This is a genomic window from Polaromonas vacuolata, assembly GCF_012584515.1.
Taxonomy (GTDB): domain Bacteria; phylum Pseudomonadota; class Gammaproteobacteria; order Burkholderiales; family Burkholderiaceae_C; genus Polaromonas; species Polaromonas vacuolata.
The window spans coordinates 3,054,176-3,068,963 of the sequence record NZ_CP051461.1; the positions used below are offsets into that span (position 1 = coordinate 3,054,176).

Genomic DNA, 14,788 nt, shown 5'->3' on the forward strand with positions numbered 1-14,788 from the left:
CTCATGCTGACCCCTTTGCGCTGCGGATATGAAAGGCGGCTTGAGTTTGGGCTAAATCGGTAAACGGTATTTTTTTACCCGCCACTTCTTGATATGTCTCATGGCCCTTGCCAGCGAGCAGCACTACGTCTTGGGGCTGCGCATGCAAAATGGTGTCAGTAATCGCCTGCGCGCGGTCAGACTGCACATCGACGGCATCGCAATGCGTCAAACCCAGCAAAATTTGGCTGATGATGGCACTAGGGCTTTCGCTGCGTGGGTTGTCGCTGGTGACGACAACATAATCGGCATTTTTTTGTGCCACTGCGGCCATTAATGGGCGCTTACTGGCATCACGCTCGCCGCCGCAGCCGAACACGCACCAAAGCCGACCAGCGCGGTTAGTGGCCAAAGGCCGCAAAGCCGTTAATACTTTTTCTAATGCATCGGGCGTGTGTGCGTAGTCGATCACAACCAATGGTGCATCTGGGTGAGACACGGTGTTGAGCCTGCCTGGTACCGGCGTTAAGCCGCAGCAGGCCTGAGCAGCATCCAGCAGACTCACGCCCATGGCCCGCATTGCGCCTATAACGCCAAGCAAATTAGAGACGTTGTAAAGGCCGACACTGCTGGTGCTAACGACAAAGCGCTGATCGCCCTCAACGACATCAAAAGCCATTGATTGCGAATTTTGCGTCATATTTTGCGCTTGCAATCGGGCACTGCGGCAGACAGAAACACTCCAAATATCCAGCGGCTCTGTGCTGCGCGCCGACAACTCGGACTCGAGGTTGGCGCCGTGTTCGTCGTCGATATTGATCACTGCGGCGGTCAAGCCTGGGCGGCTGAACAAAGCTTTTTTGGCCGCCCAATAAGCCGGCATTGAGGCGTGATAGTCGAGGTGATCTTGGCTGAAATTAGTGAACACCGCGACTGGAATGCGAACCGCGTCTAAGCGCTGCTCGGCCAGACCAATCGAGGACGCCTCGACGGCACAAGCGGCAAAACCTTGGTCGGCAAAGCGCCGAAGTTGTTGCTGTAGCAAGACCGGGTCTGGCGTAGTCAGGCCGTTATGGACCATGGCGTTGGGCTCACCAATTCCCAATGTGCCCACCAAGCCGCAACGTCGATTTAACTTGGACAAGGCTTGTGCCAGCCACCAAGCAGTCGAGGTCTTGCCATTGGTGCCGGTCACAGCAGTAATTTGCAGCTGCTCACTGGGATGGCCAAAAAAAGCGGCTGCGATGGCGGCGGTGCTAATTTTCAATCCGCTATAGCAAGCAATGCGCGCGTCAGAAAAGCCAAAAGACGCCAGCTGATCAGCGTCCACCAAACAAGCGGTGACACCAGCGTCCAGCGCTGCCTGAACGAATTGGCGTGCATCAACACTAGCGCCAGGCCAAGCCACAAAGCCATCACCGGCATTGAGCTGGCGGCTGTCCGTCGACAAGCTACCCGTCACGCGTGCGCGCAGCCAGGCTGCAGCTTCATCAGGACTGTTCAGACTGGTAATCAAAACGATTCCTTCACCGTCTGGGCAACTATGTTGGGCTCGACCGTGAGATCAGGCTGCACCCCCATCATGCGTAGCGTTTGCTGCACGACTTCACTAAACACTGGTGCGGCCACCAGGCCGCCGTAGTACTGGCCATCGCTGGGCTCATCAATCATGACCGCCACAATAATGCGCGGCGATTCAATCGGTGCAATACCGGTAAACCAGGCGCGGTATTTGTTGCTGGCGTAACCTTTGCCCACTTGCTTGTGGGCAGTACCGGACTTGCCGCCGACTGAATAGCCGACAGTCTGCGCTAACGGGCCAGTGCCGCCTGGGGCAGCTGCCATTTGCAACATTTGGCGCACGGCTTTGGCGTTTTTGGCAGAGAACACGGGTATGCCAATGGCGGGTTCGGCACTTTTAAGCATAGTCACTGGAATGATGCTGCCATCGTGCGCAAACGAGGTGTACGAGCGAGCCATTTGAAACAGCGAAGCCGACAAGCCATAACCGTAAGCCATGGTGGCTTGTTCGACCGGACGCCATGTCTTCCAAGGCCGTACCCGGCCAGCGACCGCGCCCGGAAACTGAATCTGCGGTTTTTGACCGTAACCCAGTGCGGCGTAGGTATCCCACATTTCACGCGGGCTCATTTTTTGAGCAATCTTGAGCGCGCCCACATTGCTGGACTTCTGTATCACGCCTTCTACCGTCAGCGTGCCGTAGTCGTGCGTGTCGTTGATGGTGAAGCCGCCTATATTGAAGCGACCAGGACCGGTTTCTATCAACGTTTGCGGAGTGACACGACCAGCTTCTAATGCCATCGCGATGGTGATGGGCTTCATCGTCGAGCCGGGCTCAAAAGTGTCGGTCAATGCCCGGTTACGCAACTGCTCACCACTAAGATTTTGCCTATCGTTAGGGTCAAAACTAGGGTAGTTAGCCAGCGCCAGTACTTCGCCAGTGATGCTATCGAGCACCACCACGCTACCGGCTTTAGCTTTGTGTTTAGTCACAGCATCACGTAGCTTTTGGTAGGCGAAAAACTGCACTTTACTGTCTATGCTTAACTGAATATCTTTGCCATCCATGGGCCGCATTTGGTCGCCTATGTCTTCGACCACACGACCCATACGGTCCTTAAGCACGCGGCGTGAGCCGGCTCGACCTGACAATTCTTTGTCAAAACTCAGCTCTATGCCTTCTTGGCCGTGGTCACCAATATTGGTAAAACCGACGACATGGGCAACCGTCTTGCCTTCCGGATATTTACGTGTGTATTCCTTGCGCTGATGTATGCCTTTGATGGCCAGTGCACGAATTTTCTGGGCCACTGGGTCATCGACTTGACGCTTTATCCAGACAAAGTTTTTATCCTCGTCGGCCAGCTTTTGATTGAGCTCGGCCAGCGGCATCTCTAGCAACACGGCGAGTTCGCGCAACTGCTCAGGTGTAGCGTCTACGTCTCCGGGCGAGGCCCAAATACTGGCGGCCGGTACGCTTGAGGCAAGAATCAGGCCGTTACGGTCCAGAATACGGCCGCGATTGGCTGGTAGATCTAGCGTTCTGGCAAACCGCACTTCACCTTGGCGCAGAAAAAAATCATTGCCTATCACCTGCACATAGGCGGCACGACCGGACAGCCCGACAAACGACAGAGCAATCGCGGCCACAATAAATTTACTCCGCCAGACCGGCGTTTTGCTAGCCAGCAAGGGGCTTGAGCTGTAGCGCACACTTTTACTCATGGCTGGCTGGTAGCAATCGCTACGCCATGGTTGACATATTGCGTTACGGCCGGTGTGGTGGTGCGCATCTGCAACTTATCTTGGGCCAATTGCTCGACGCGCAGCGGCGTGGCCTGGGCGCGCCGGTCAACCTGCAAGCGCTCTTTTTCTGTTTCAATCCTCAAGCCTAAGGCGTTGGCCTTTTCTAGCTCCATGTACAAGTGGCGCGAAGCGTACTGGGTGTTAACCACCAACAGCGCACTGCCCAGTGAAACCAGGAGCAAAACGAAAGAAAATCGCATCACAGCGAAACCTCGGTCCGCTCTGCTGTGCGCATCACGGCGCTGCGCGAACGTGGATTGCCGGTGACCTCTTCTTCGCTCGGCTTGATGCGACCCAGAGCCTTCAAGCGCATAGGCTTGGGTTCGGCAAATGGCGCACGCCGGTCGAACACCTCGCGCGAGTGCTCGGCGATAAATTGCTTGACGATACGGTCTTCTAGCGAATGAAAGCTGATCACCACTAGACGACCTTCTGGTTTTAGCACCGCCAGTGAGGCGACCAGCGCCTGCTGTAGCTCTTCCAGTTCGGCATTGATGAAAATGCGCAGGGCTTGGAAGGTACGGGTCGCCGGGTCTTTACCCGGCTCGCGGGTTTTGACAGCACTGGCCACAACAGCAGCTAACTCAGCAGTGGTTTTGAGTGGCCCGTGCGCCAGACGATAACGCTCTATCGCCTTAGCCACTAGGCCAGCAAAACGCTCCTCTCCATAGTCGCGAATCACCTCGGTCATGCTCTCGACCGACGCATCGGCCAACCACTGAGCGACGCTTTGACCGCGCGTGGTGTCCATACGCATGTCTAGCGGGCCATCGCCACGAAAGGAAAAGCCACGCGCAGGATTATCAACTTGAGGTGAGCTGATACCCAAATCCATCAAAATGCCGTCAGCACTGTTGCTGGCCATGGTGTGGAGTTGGTTAAAGCCTTCGTGGCGGATTGAAAAGCGCGTGTCAGCAATGGTTTGTGCTTCGCTGATAGCTTCAAGATCCTTGTCGAACGCGGTGAGCTGACCGACAGGGCCAAGCGCCGACAGAATTAAACGTGAGTGTCCGCCGCGGCCGAAGGTCGCGTCGATATAGTGTCCGTCCGGCTTGATGCGAAGCGCTGTTACAGCTTCGTCTAACAAGACGGTTCGGTGTGTCCAAATGGCCTGCACCGTTATCTTTCAAAAAGAAAAGTCTTTAAATACATCGGGCATCTCAGCTTTCATTTGCTCGGCTTCTTGAGCCGCATAAATATCTGCGTCCCAGAGCTCGAAATAGCTGCCCATGCCGAGCAAAACCGTCTCCTTGCTAATGCCAGAGGTCTTGCGCAATTCAGGAGAAACCAACACGCGGCCGGTAGCGTCCATATCGACGTCCATTGCGTTTCCTAAAAATATGCGCTTCCACCACTGGGCTTGCATGGGCAAGGAGGCGATACGATCGCGAAATTTCTCCCACTCATTGCGCGGAAAAATCATGATGCAGCCGTGGGGGTGTTTAGTCATGGTGAGCCGGCCTGATGCATTGGCGTTGAGCACGTCTCTATGCCGGGTCGGCACTGACAGCCGTCCCTTCACATCGAGAGCCACAAAAGATGCACCTTGAAACACCGTTAAAACCTTTAATAAAGCACTTTTCACCACCAAACTGCACTTATTACCACTTTATCAGGAAAGTCATAGAGCACAAGTAGTTTGAAACAATTTTTTTCAATGAAATCAACAACTTAGGCCGTATAGCAAAGTTGCAAGTACAAAAATTGTGTTGTAAATTAAGAACTTAGGTTAAAAAGTGTATGTGTTGTCTCAAGCCACCAACGTCAAATCAAGACATAAGTATTCGTTAAAAAACGTAATGGTTGATATCGCAATCGCCAAAAGCGCGACGTGGCGAGAAAGATTGTAGGAGTCTGATTGCGGCTAAACGCTTGTGAGCACTCAGCTAAAAGGCGCATTGCACGCCAAGAATATTTAAAAAGGGATTAAGTCAAGCAGCGTACTCAATCATTTCGAGTTTCAACCTCTGCATGCTCTGAAATTCCAATGACCTTGAAAAATACAGCCACCAGCCGATTGACCTCGGTGAACTTCACTCTGCGGTTTTCCAATACTTTAGTCGTCACCCAGTTGAGCAATGTGCCTGCAGCCGCAAAATCAACGCGAATCAATTTCGCACAAGAAATTTCCATCACCTCTATGCCCATCATTTGGCACTCCAACGCATCGAAAACAGCAATAGCATCGCCGAGTATCTGGCCAGACAACTCAACGGACACTAAACGGCTAAGTTGTGAGGCTAAGCCACTCATTTGGGTATCACCGTCATTCACACTGACTACAGTGTTGGGTAACGAATCACTATAAACATCTTGGATAAAGGCGGTATTGTCTAATTTAAACGCTTCGTCACTCAAGGGCTTGTATCGGCATACAGCAGTAATCCAAGAGGGCGGTGACACCTCATAGGTAACGCAGTAATCGATTGCAACTGATTCAAACTCTTCTGGCTGACAGGTCACGCGCAAAGCATCAAGGCGTAGCAACCACCAGCCAGCGTCAACCCCGTCATCACCCGACACAGTGGCGGCCTGCAAAACATTTTGCAACTGCTCGTTTCCAAAAAAATGCAGTTGTACGTTTTGTTGCGCCCAAGTGGCAAAGATTTTGCTCAAGGACACGAGTGCTGCAGCTTCTATCAACTTAAGATTTCGCCAATCTAGACGCCAAGGCATTGGAAATTTATCTAATGCAGCGCGCAAAGTGGCCACCGTTTGTATGCCAACAACCGAAGGGCAGACCCAGTCTGCAGATGGGCCATTACCGAGCGAGCGCGTATCGGTCTTAGTCAATTGCTTAACCATCGCAGGAATGGAAAACCACTGCGGCGCCGAGCGCTCAAAACGCTCAACAAACTCCAGTGCTGCGGATTCAAATTTTTCCTGCTGGTCACTCGCCCTGTAAAGGTCGAAAAGTGCCATCCAACTTTCAATATGCTGAGAACATAAGTCTGTCGGAGACAGCACTTCAAGCAATCCAGCCTCAGCACCGTCGACGTCACCATTAGCAAAAAGAATAGCGGCTTCCTCAAGACAAGCGCCAACTTGAGCTTCTTCAACTTCAATAGCCTGCAGCTTAGATTCGTTAAAACTACTCATTTCGCTACCCTGGTGCGCACTAGCACTGGGGGCGCGCGCCGTTACAGATATTTGCGCATTAAGCCAGTTACCCGCGGTTGGCAATGTATTCGGGAACGTTGGCGCAGGTTGGTCTTCTGGAGATTTGGCTTGCAACTCCTGCTGAGAACGTAGAAAAGCGTCTTCTTCAATCTCGGTAATTTCGTAATCGTTAAGCTGAGTGGGCGTGTCGATAGGTCTATCGGGCCGAGTATCACTGGGTGGTTGGGCTGAAGTGCTGGCCGAATCGCGCGAATTATGCGCGTTCGTTTTCCACCACTGCATAGACATTTGAGCTTCTATCTCATCAATTTTTTTAAGCGTTTTGGCTCTGTCGTCATGCTTGGACGGCATGCTACTTTGGAAAAAAGACGGCCTAGCATTGAGGTTTTGACCGACCTTGGCTTCGCGTTTTCGCAATTTACGAAGCATATCGAACTCGCGCCTGCGAACGAAATCATTACGACGCTTACGCTCAATTAATTCCTTGAGCAATTGTTTGCTGGCCGCTTCCTCACCTGTGCGACTGCCCGGATCTGAACCGGACCAGCTCGCGGCAGGGTTGCGCACGAACTTCGCCATCTTGGAGAGCAAGCTAGGGTGAGAGTCTTCTTTTGACATAGCCAACGCCAAACTTGAAGTTATAACCGTTAGGCAGCTTTAGTCACCAAACATTTTTTGCTTGAGTTCTCGCCGCTGCTGAGCTTCTAACGAGAGGTTGGCAGTAGGCCTAGCGATCAACCGACCGACGCCTATGGGCTCACCCGTCTCGTCACAGTAACCATAGTCACCGGTATCTATACGAGTGATGGATTGCTCGATTTTCTTAAGCAGCTTGCGCTCGCGGTCGCGTGTGCGAAGCTCCAGAGCGTGCTCTTCTTCAATGGTTGCACGATCGGCTGGATCAGGCACTACAACAGTGTCTTCACGCAGGTGCTCGGTGGTTTTCCCTGCGCTGTTGTGTATATCTTGCTTGAGCAGCGAGAGTTTATGGCGGAAAAAAGCGAGCTGTTTTTCGTTCATGTACTCGTCGTCCGGCATAGCTTTGACTTCATCATCCGTCAACTCTTGAGCCGTCTTGGTCTTCCAGTTATTGGCAAGTTTTGGATCTTTTTGAGCGGCAACATGCGGCGGCGGTGCAATCACTCGTTCAACTACGGTCGAATAAGTGGCTTTTGCAGCATCCGGTGCGTGGGTTGGCAGCATGGGCGCTGGCGGCGGCAGCTGTGAGGCTGCACGAACCGAGCTTCGGCGGCCCGGTTTGAGTGCTGGAGCAGCCACAACTGGCGCGACTTTTTCAGCCACGGCAACCACAGGTCGGGCAGATTTAAGACCCGCATCTGCGACCCCAGCTGGACTGGCTTTGACCCGAAACACCTTTGCCACAGGCTTTGGCGCAACCACTTCAGGCACGGCAAGTTCCGGCACCGGTGCTTTGACAGCTACTGATACTTTGACCGGTGCCGTCGCTTTGGGTGCGGACTTAATTGCTACTTTGGGGGGCAGCTTTAGCATTAACTTTTTATCCGACACTTTTTTCTCCGCAACTTTTATTTTGACAGCAGCATCAACAGACTTATTGGCTGCGGGTTTGGGCGCGGATTTGGTTTTCACGATGGATTCGGCTTTAGCGTTAGATGTACTGGACTTCTTGGCAATTGCTGTCACTGTCTGTCTCCTCAGGAATCTGCGCCCGGGTGAGGCGGCTTGTCTTCGCATTTAGCGCTGACAACCCGTCGTCCCGGCTTCTCACCGATGACTTTCTAGGCTTAATTCTTAGCTTTTTTCTCATTACATGCACAAGGTGCGCCAATAAAAGTCATGCAACTATTGGTATTCGCACCGTAACAATTAGTAACGACATTTTATTTGGTAGTTTTTAACACCACCAGACATTTTTGCACATCAATTTTGTTCGGCGGCCGATTGTATCGGCTCATTTGCTAGCAAGAGAAAAATCGGGGTAAACCGTTGTCGAATCGATACAAGCCTAAAACCACATCGCACTTTACACAAGTTGCAAGGAGCCTAACTCAAACTAGGCATTGTTCAAGCCCCTGACTAAAAATATCTTTGGGTAAATCTATGCCAATGAAGACCATTTTGCTGATTTTCTCTTCGCCTGCAGCCCAAGCTGGGCCTAAATCACTGCCCATCAACTGGTGCACACCTTGGAAAATCACCTTTCGGTCAGTGCCTTCCATATTCAAAACGCCCTTGTAGCGCAGCATGCGCGGACCGTAAATATTCACAATAGCGCCTAAAAAGTCTTCTAACTTAGCCGGGCTAAAGGGCTTGGCTGAACGAAACACAAAACTTTTGACGTCATCGTCATGCGCGTGGTGGTGACCCGACTCGGCCGCGTGTGAGGCATGGTCGCAATCAGCGGTGTGCACATGATCATGGCCAGCGTGATCATCTTCTTTAAGAAAATCCGGATCTATATCGAGTTTGGCGTTAAGGTTAAAGCCGCGCAAATCAAACACGTCTTTGATCGCGACTTCGCCAAAATGCACGACTTTTTGCGGCGCACGTGGGTTCATGTGCTTAATACGCTGCATTAAGGTCTGAACTTCATCCGCATCGACTAAATCCGTCTTACTGATAAAAATCTGATCTGCAAAGCCAATTTGACGACGCGCTTCTTGACGGCCATTGAGCTGGGTTTGCGCATGCTTGGCGTCAACCAAAGTCAAGATGGAGTCAAGCAGGTACTGCTCGGCAATTTCTTCATCCATGAAAAAAGTCTGTGCCACCGGACCTGGATCGGCAAGACCGGTGGTTTCTATGACCACACGGTCAAAGTCCAGTAGACCCTTGCGTTTTTTGGCTGCTAATAGTTGCAACGTATCGCGTAAATCCTCGCGAATCGTGCAGCAAATGCAGCCGTTATTCATTTGGATGATGTTTTCTTGTGTGTCGTTGACCAAAATCTCGTTGTCAATGTTTTCTTCACCAAACTCGTTTTCAATGACGGCAATTTTCTGACCATGGGTCTCGGTCAATATGCGCTTTAGCAAGGTGGTTTTGCCCGAGCCTAAAAAGCCGGTGAGTATCGTGACAGGAATCAAGCTCATGGTGTTTTCTACCTAACAAATCTAATTAAAAAAAGAACTAAGCCTGAAGAATACTTATATCCTTAAACTTCAAACTCTTTAAGTTGGGGGCTTAAGTGCCAACACAAGTGCAACACCAAACCGAAACGCTAATTACCAAGCAGCTCTTAGCGTTCATCACAACCACAATGGCTGGCTATTTACGCACCAGCACCAAGCCTTTGAGGTATTCACCTTCAGGAAAATTAACCGTCATAGGGTGATCCGGCGCGCCGCCCATGCGCTCGCTGATAAAGGCATCGATACCTGCATCGATGCCTGCCGAAGCGACTATCTTATGGAACAAGTCTGCACTGATACCGCCCGAACATGAGTAGGTAAACAACACGCCGCCGGGCGCTAGCAGACTTAAGGCCAAACGGTTAATGTCTTTATACGCACGTGCGGCGCGCTCCGCATGCGCAGCGGTAGGCGCGAACTTGGGCGGATCAAGCACTATGGCGTCAAAACTCAAGCCATCCTTAATGAACTGACGCAAGCTGGCGTTGACATCCGCATCCATCAATGTGCTGCGCTCAACAGCAAATCCGTTCAGCGCCACATTCGCAGCCGCCCGGTCTATGGCAGGGCCTGAGGAGTCAATCGACGTCACATGCGCAGCACCACCAGCCAGCGCAGCGACGGTAAAGCCACCGGTATAGCAGTAGCAGTTAAGCACGCGCTGAAAATTAAGCCGGCGTGCATATTGGGCAAACTTTTGTCGGCTATCGCGCTGATCTAAATAAAAACCGGTTTTATGGCCTTCGGCGATATCTAAGCTAAGCGTCCAGTCGTGTTCTTTTAGCAGCATGGCAGTGTCGCCCGAGCCGGCCAGCCAGCCAGTCGCTTCAGGCAAGCCTTCCAGACTACGTACGCTGGCGTCTGACCGCTCATAAAGGCGTTGCAAGCCGGTCTGAGCCAGTAGCTCTTGGGTGATAACCGCTTTCCAATATTCACTGCCGCAGCTTGAGAACTGCACCACCAAAGTGTCACCATAACGGTCAACCACCAGCCCCGGCAAGCCATCGGACTCACCATGCACCAACCGCATGCCGTCACTTTGGATATCAAAGCGGCTTCTCGCTGCAATTGCAGCTTGGATACGAGCGGCAAAAAAAGCCGCGTCAATCGTCTCGTTGACATCAAAACTCCAGACCCGAGCGCGGATTTTTGAGCGCGGGCTAAAAGCCGCCCATCCCAAAAACTGACCTTGGTGGCTCTCGACCCGCACGGTCTCGCCGGCGTCAGCCTCGCCAGTGGCGATGGCGCCGTCAAAGATCCAAGGGTGACGCCTCAGCAGTGAGCGTTCTTTACCGGGCAGAAGTTGTATTGATTTCATGCGCGTATTGTCGCGGCTCAAACGAATCCCAAACATTTTCACGTCACTGCCAATATGTTTCTTTTGCTTACAGCTTTTTATACAAATTGTTGATTGTCAGAATCTCAAAGAGACGAGACAATTCGCCTCTTTTAGTAACACTTTATGGACAGCGTTTCTTTGCTTGAATCAACTCATGAAACTAGCGCAACATTTTCATAGCCTTTATCGCCTCAGTAGATTGCGGCACGCCTCACGCGCTTGTCAACACTGGCTAAAAACGATTTTTAGTAGCCTGTTACTTACTATCGCACTACTCACAAGTCAGAACGTCTGGCCACGCAGCATTCTTGATCTAGACACGCAAGCCCAGCCGATTGCACTGAGTGATTGGGGCGATTACTGGGTCAGCACTGACGTTGGGAGAACGCCAGAAAATCTCAGCACCGACGCTGCCGTCTCTTGGCAGCCGAGCAGCAGCACTAAGCTTTACCCACTGAATGAAGACAAAATACTGTGGCTGCGTTTTACCGTACCGCCAGCGCCAGACGCAGAGCGCTGGTATCTGCAAATGCCGAGCACACAAGTCGAAAAAATTACTGTTTTCACACTCAACTCTGTCGGCCTTTGGGAGGCGCAAAGTGCTGGCGACTTGGTAGCCGTCGATAACTGGCCTCTACCCAGCCGTTATCCCATAATGCCGATTACAGTCTCGGCCGAGATACAACATCGCTTTTTGGTACGTATCGAAAACAGTCGGCCAATTATTGCGCCGCTGGAGTTCATCAGCGAAGCCTACCTAAGCCGCACCGAGCAGCGCAATTCGCTGCTACTTGGAATTTTCTTTGGACTGGCTGGACTAGCCGTTGCTATCTCGCTGCTCAGTGCAGTCTCGCTGCGCGACTCAGCTTATGGTGTTTATGCCCTGAGCGTTGCGGTGTCCGGCTTAGCACAGGCCAGACGCACAGGTACAGCAGGGCTTCACCTCTGGCCGAATCAGCCTTGGTGGAATGACGTCTCAACCACTTTACTGCCCACGCTGGAAATGTCAGCTGCACTGCTTTTTATCTCTGTAGTAGTAGCCCTTCCCGAGCGTTCTAGGCGGCTAAACCTATCGCTTGTGCTGATGACCGTCTTAGGCCTATTAATCGCCCTTGCGATGATGAAGATGCCGACCGAGCAGCGCATTGATATCTTTCATGCCTACATTTTTTTGCCACAGCTATTAGGCGCTTATGCGCTGTTCTGGGCCTGGCGACGTGGCGACCGTTTCGCCCCCTGGCTGATACTGGGCTTTACGCCCATGGTGCTGGCCGAAATGAGTCTGCTGGCAAAGAACGCTGGTCTGCTAGAGCCTAGCGGTCTTGTCGTTTACAGCTCGCAAATCGGCCTAGCATTGCAACTACCCATCATCATGGTGGTGCAGATGCTGCGCAGCGCACAGCGGCGCGAAAACATACGCCGCATCAGCGGACTAGACCGAGTTGATCCAGAAACTGGCTTGATTAATGGCTATGTGCTGGTCGAACGCTTAAAGCGCATGATTGGTCGGTCCACCCGCCTCAAGCACTCCAGTGCAGTGCTGTTGATAGACATCGTCAACACAGAGCAGATTTACCGGGAATTTGGTCGTCAAGCCGCAGACGAGTTACCGCTGCGAGTTGCCGAGCGCTTACTTTCGACCGCCCGTGAAATTGACAGTGCAGCACGTCTGTCAACACGGCGATTTGGCATGTTGGTCGAAGGGCCGATTAGCAGCGAAGAAGCGGCCTCACTAAGGCCGCGCATAGTCGCCCGCTGCCTGATGCCCTACAAGGGACTGCAAGAGAACTGCGTCGCCAGCGTTCACATCGCCTATGCATTGGTGCCGCAGCAAGGTTTGGACGCGCAAGTGCTGATGGCGCGATTAGAAGCTCGCCTAGCGGCAGCCCTGCCGAGTGACAAGCGTGCGGTATTTCCGCTTATTGAGGGTCTGCCAGAGCTAAAAAAACCGCGTTGGAAAAAAATAGACTTATCTAACTCAAGCCCGGCGCCAGAGTCCAAAAAATCAGTTGTCTTAGGTGAGGAGTTTGGCGTTAATAGTTTTGGTCAAGCGCGCACCTAAGGCCGTCAAAGCGTCTTAAAACAATCAGTTGTCTTCCGGCTTGGCGAGCGGGTCTTTTCGCTGGCCTAGATTGTTTTGCGTCTCGGGTGCAGTCCGAAGGACTGGCGCGGCAGCTTTAGTAGCCCGCGGATGGGCCGCATCGTAGATTTTCGCCAGATGCTGAAAATCGAGCCGGGTATAGCTTTGAGTCGTGGTGATGCTGGCGTGTCCTAGCAGCTCTTGCACCGCACGCAAGTCCCCGCTGGATTGCAACAAATGGCTGGCAAAAGAGTGACGCAACATATGCGGATGAACCGGTGTTGCCAGCCCCGCCAGTCGCGATCGCTGCTTGAGGCGTACGCGAATATGTTGAGGCGTTAGTCGACCGCCACTGGCGTTGATAAACAAAGCCGCATCAAGCCCAGCCCAACCCGGGCGCAGCGCCAACCAAGACTTGAGCGCCAGCAGCGCGGGTCCGCCCACGGGTACGCTGCGACGCTTCTCGCCCTTGCCCAACACAAAGGCTTGGGCATCATCCAGATCAATCCAGCCACGCGACTTGGCGCTGGCCTGAATATCTAAACCAACCAACTCGCCGATGCGAAAACCACAGCCGTACAACAGCTCGGTAATGCAGCGGTCGCGCGCTTCTAAGAATGGGCTTTGAGAATCTATTTCTAACGGGGCGGCAAAATTAGCCAATTGCACCGCCTCATCCACGCCCAGTGCTTTAGGCAGCGGTCTGGCCGCTCTGGGCGCCCGCACATCCTGCACCGGATTACTCGCAATCATGCCTTCACGGCCTAACCAGCGATAAAAGCCGCGCCAACCCGAGAGAATCAGCGCAATGCCGCGCGCGCTGCGTCCGCCTGAATGCATTTGCCCGACCCAGCGCCGCACATGACTGCCTTGCACCGCCGTCAACTCCAGGCCAGCGAGCAAAACGTAGTTTTCAAGTTTTTCTAAGTCTAGGCAATACAGCTCGACAGTCCGCTGGGCCAGACGTTTTTCTACCCTAACGTGTTCAAGATAGCGCTCGACCAACGCATGACCCTGACCCGGCGGCACCAACACAGCGGCAACAGGGAGAGGGTTAGGAGGCGCGTAACGATTGGGCCGAGGACCTTGCATAGTGAAAGTTAAACGCGCACCGACAACAGGCGGGTTAGCGCGGCGCCGGACAAGTCGCCAATCTGAGCCAAAAAGTCAGTCGCCATTTCGCTATGAAAGCGCGCCACATCTGGTGATGCCAGTACCAACATACCAAAGGCATCAAGGCCAGTGGCAGCGCGCAGCGGAATCAACGCCACCGATTGAGCTAATGCTGGCTCGGGCAGCCAAGCGGCGGCCTCGAAGTCAACATTTAAACCGCAATAAGGCGTACTTAAAGAAGAGGCAAAAGCTCGCGCATCAGCGCTAACCCCAGCATAAAAGTCTTGATCGAGCTGGTCGTCGTTAACACCCCAAACTTTAATGGCCGCCTGCGGAACGTCGAAAACAGATTTAATCTCCGCCACTATCGTGGCCGGCAAATCGTAAGCATGGGCGGTGAGAAGCAAGTGGCGCGTGCAGCTCTGCAGTTTGGCGGCAATCGTGACGTTCTCTTGACCGTTACGAATCATCTCCACCATTTTCGCTTCGAGTGCTTTGATCTTGTCGCGCAGCAACAAGGCTTGACGCTCCTGCAGGCTAATCGCCCGATTGCCGTGGCCACTGGAGAGCTGGACATTGGCAAGCAGCGCGGCATGGCGCTCAAAAAAATCCGGCGTGTTGACCAAAAAGCTGGCAATGTCGTCTTCGGTGATGGCGTTATTAATTGGATTCATGAAGTCATTGTCACTAATTTAAGTAGTTTTGAAAAACTGGCGA

12 protein-coding genes are annotated in these 14,788 nt (G+C 52.7%); 1 reads left to right on the forward strand and 11 read right to left on the reverse strand.

Features of this window, described 5'->3' with window-relative positions; translation table 11 throughout:
• Position 1: 1 nt before the first annotated feature.
• From HC248_RS13925 to HC248_RS13965, 9 genes are all read right to left on the reverse strand, one after another.
• Positions 2–1,492, reverse strand: a complete 1,491-nt coding sequence (locus tag HC248_RS13925) for a UDP-N-acetylmuramoyl-L-alanyl-D-glutamate--2,6-diaminopimelate ligase (protein ID WP_168923862.1) — start codon at positions 1,490–1,492, stop codon at positions 2–4.
• Complete coding sequence (locus tag HC248_RS13930; RefSeq protein ID WP_168922997.1) at positions 1,492–3,225, reverse strand: peptidoglycan D,D-transpeptidase FtsI family protein; 1,734 nt, start codon at positions 3,223–3,225, stop codon at positions 1,492–1,494. The genes HC248_RS13925 and HC248_RS13930 overlap by 1 nt, the downstream gene beginning before the upstream one ends.
• Positions 3,222–3,509 (reverse strand): cell division protein FtsL, encoded by a 288-nt coding sequence (gene ftsL, locus HC248_RS13935; protein WP_168922998.1) that lies wholly within the window; start codon positions 3,507–3,509, stop codon positions 3,222–3,224. Before ftsL ends, HC248_RS13930 begins: the two co-directional genes overlap by 4 nt.
• Positions 3,506–4,423 carry a 16S rRNA (cytosine(1402)-N(4))-methyltransferase RsmH gene (rsmH, locus tag HC248_RS13940; protein ID WP_168922999.1) on the reverse strand — a complete coding sequence of 306 codons (918 nt, stop codon included), beginning with the start codon at positions 4,421–4,423 and terminating at the stop codon, positions 3,506–3,508. Before rsmH ends, ftsL begins: the two co-directional genes overlap by 4 nt.
• A 9-nt stretch (positions 4,424–4,432) precedes the next feature.
• The gene (mraZ, locus tag HC248_RS13945; protein ID WP_168923000.1) at positions 4,433–4,861 is read right to left on the reverse strand and encodes a division/cell wall cluster transcriptional repressor MraZ; all 429 of its coding nucleotides are present in this window, start codon (positions 4,859–4,861) and stop codon (positions 4,433–4,435) included.
• A 389-nt stretch (positions 4,862–5,250) separates the two neighbouring features.
• The gene (locus HC248_RS13950; RefSeq protein ID WP_168923001.1) at positions 5,251–7,044 is read right to left on the reverse strand and encodes a tetratricopeptide repeat protein; all 1,794 of its coding nucleotides are present in this window, start codon (positions 7,042–7,044) and stop codon (positions 5,251–5,253) included.
• 39 nt (positions 7,045–7,083) lie between these two features.
• Positions 7,084–8,091 carry an RNA polymerase-binding protein DksA gene (gene dksA, locus HC248_RS13955; RefSeq protein ID WP_238342639.1) on the reverse strand — a complete coding sequence of 336 codons (1,008 nt, stop codon included), beginning with the start codon at positions 8,089–8,091 and terminating at the stop codon, positions 7,084–7,086.
• Positions 8,092–8,456: 365 nt separating this feature from the next.
• The gene (locus tag HC248_RS13960) at positions 8,457–9,500 is read right to left on the reverse strand and encodes a CobW family GTP-binding protein (protein WP_168923002.1); all 1,044 of its coding nucleotides are present in this window, start codon (positions 9,498–9,500) and stop codon (positions 8,457–8,459) included.
• 175 nt (positions 9,501–9,675) lie between these two features.
• Positions 9,676–10,857, reverse strand: coding sequence for a class I SAM-dependent rRNA methyltransferase (locus HC248_RS13965; RefSeq protein WP_168923003.1), 1,182 nt, complete (start codon positions 10,855–10,857; stop codon positions 9,676–9,678).
• A 175-nt stretch (positions 10,858–11,032) separates the two neighbouring features.
• Here HC248_RS13965 and HC248_RS13970 point away from each other — a divergent pair, with 175 nt between their 5' ends.
• Complete coding sequence (locus HC248_RS13970; RefSeq protein ID WP_168923004.1) at positions 11,033–12,940, forward strand: sensor domain-containing diguanylate cyclase; 1,908 nt, start codon at positions 11,033–11,035, stop codon at positions 12,938–12,940.
• A 24-nt stretch (positions 12,941–12,964) separates the two neighbouring features.
• Here HC248_RS13970 and HC248_RS13975 read toward each other — a convergent pair whose 3' ends face one another.
• Together HC248_RS13975 and HC248_RS13980 are read right to left on the reverse strand one after the other, a co-directional pair.
• Positions 12,965–14,050, reverse strand: a complete 1,086-nt coding sequence (locus HC248_RS13975) for a tyrosine recombinase XerC (RefSeq protein ID WP_168923005.1) — start codon at positions 14,048–14,050, stop codon at positions 12,965–12,967.
• A gap of 8 nt (positions 14,051–14,058) precedes the next feature.
• Positions 14,059–14,745, reverse strand: coding sequence for a DUF484 family protein (locus HC248_RS13980; RefSeq protein ID WP_168923006.1), 687 nt, complete (start codon positions 14,743–14,745; stop codon positions 14,059–14,061).
• Positions 14,746–14,788 lie beyond the last annotated feature (43 nt).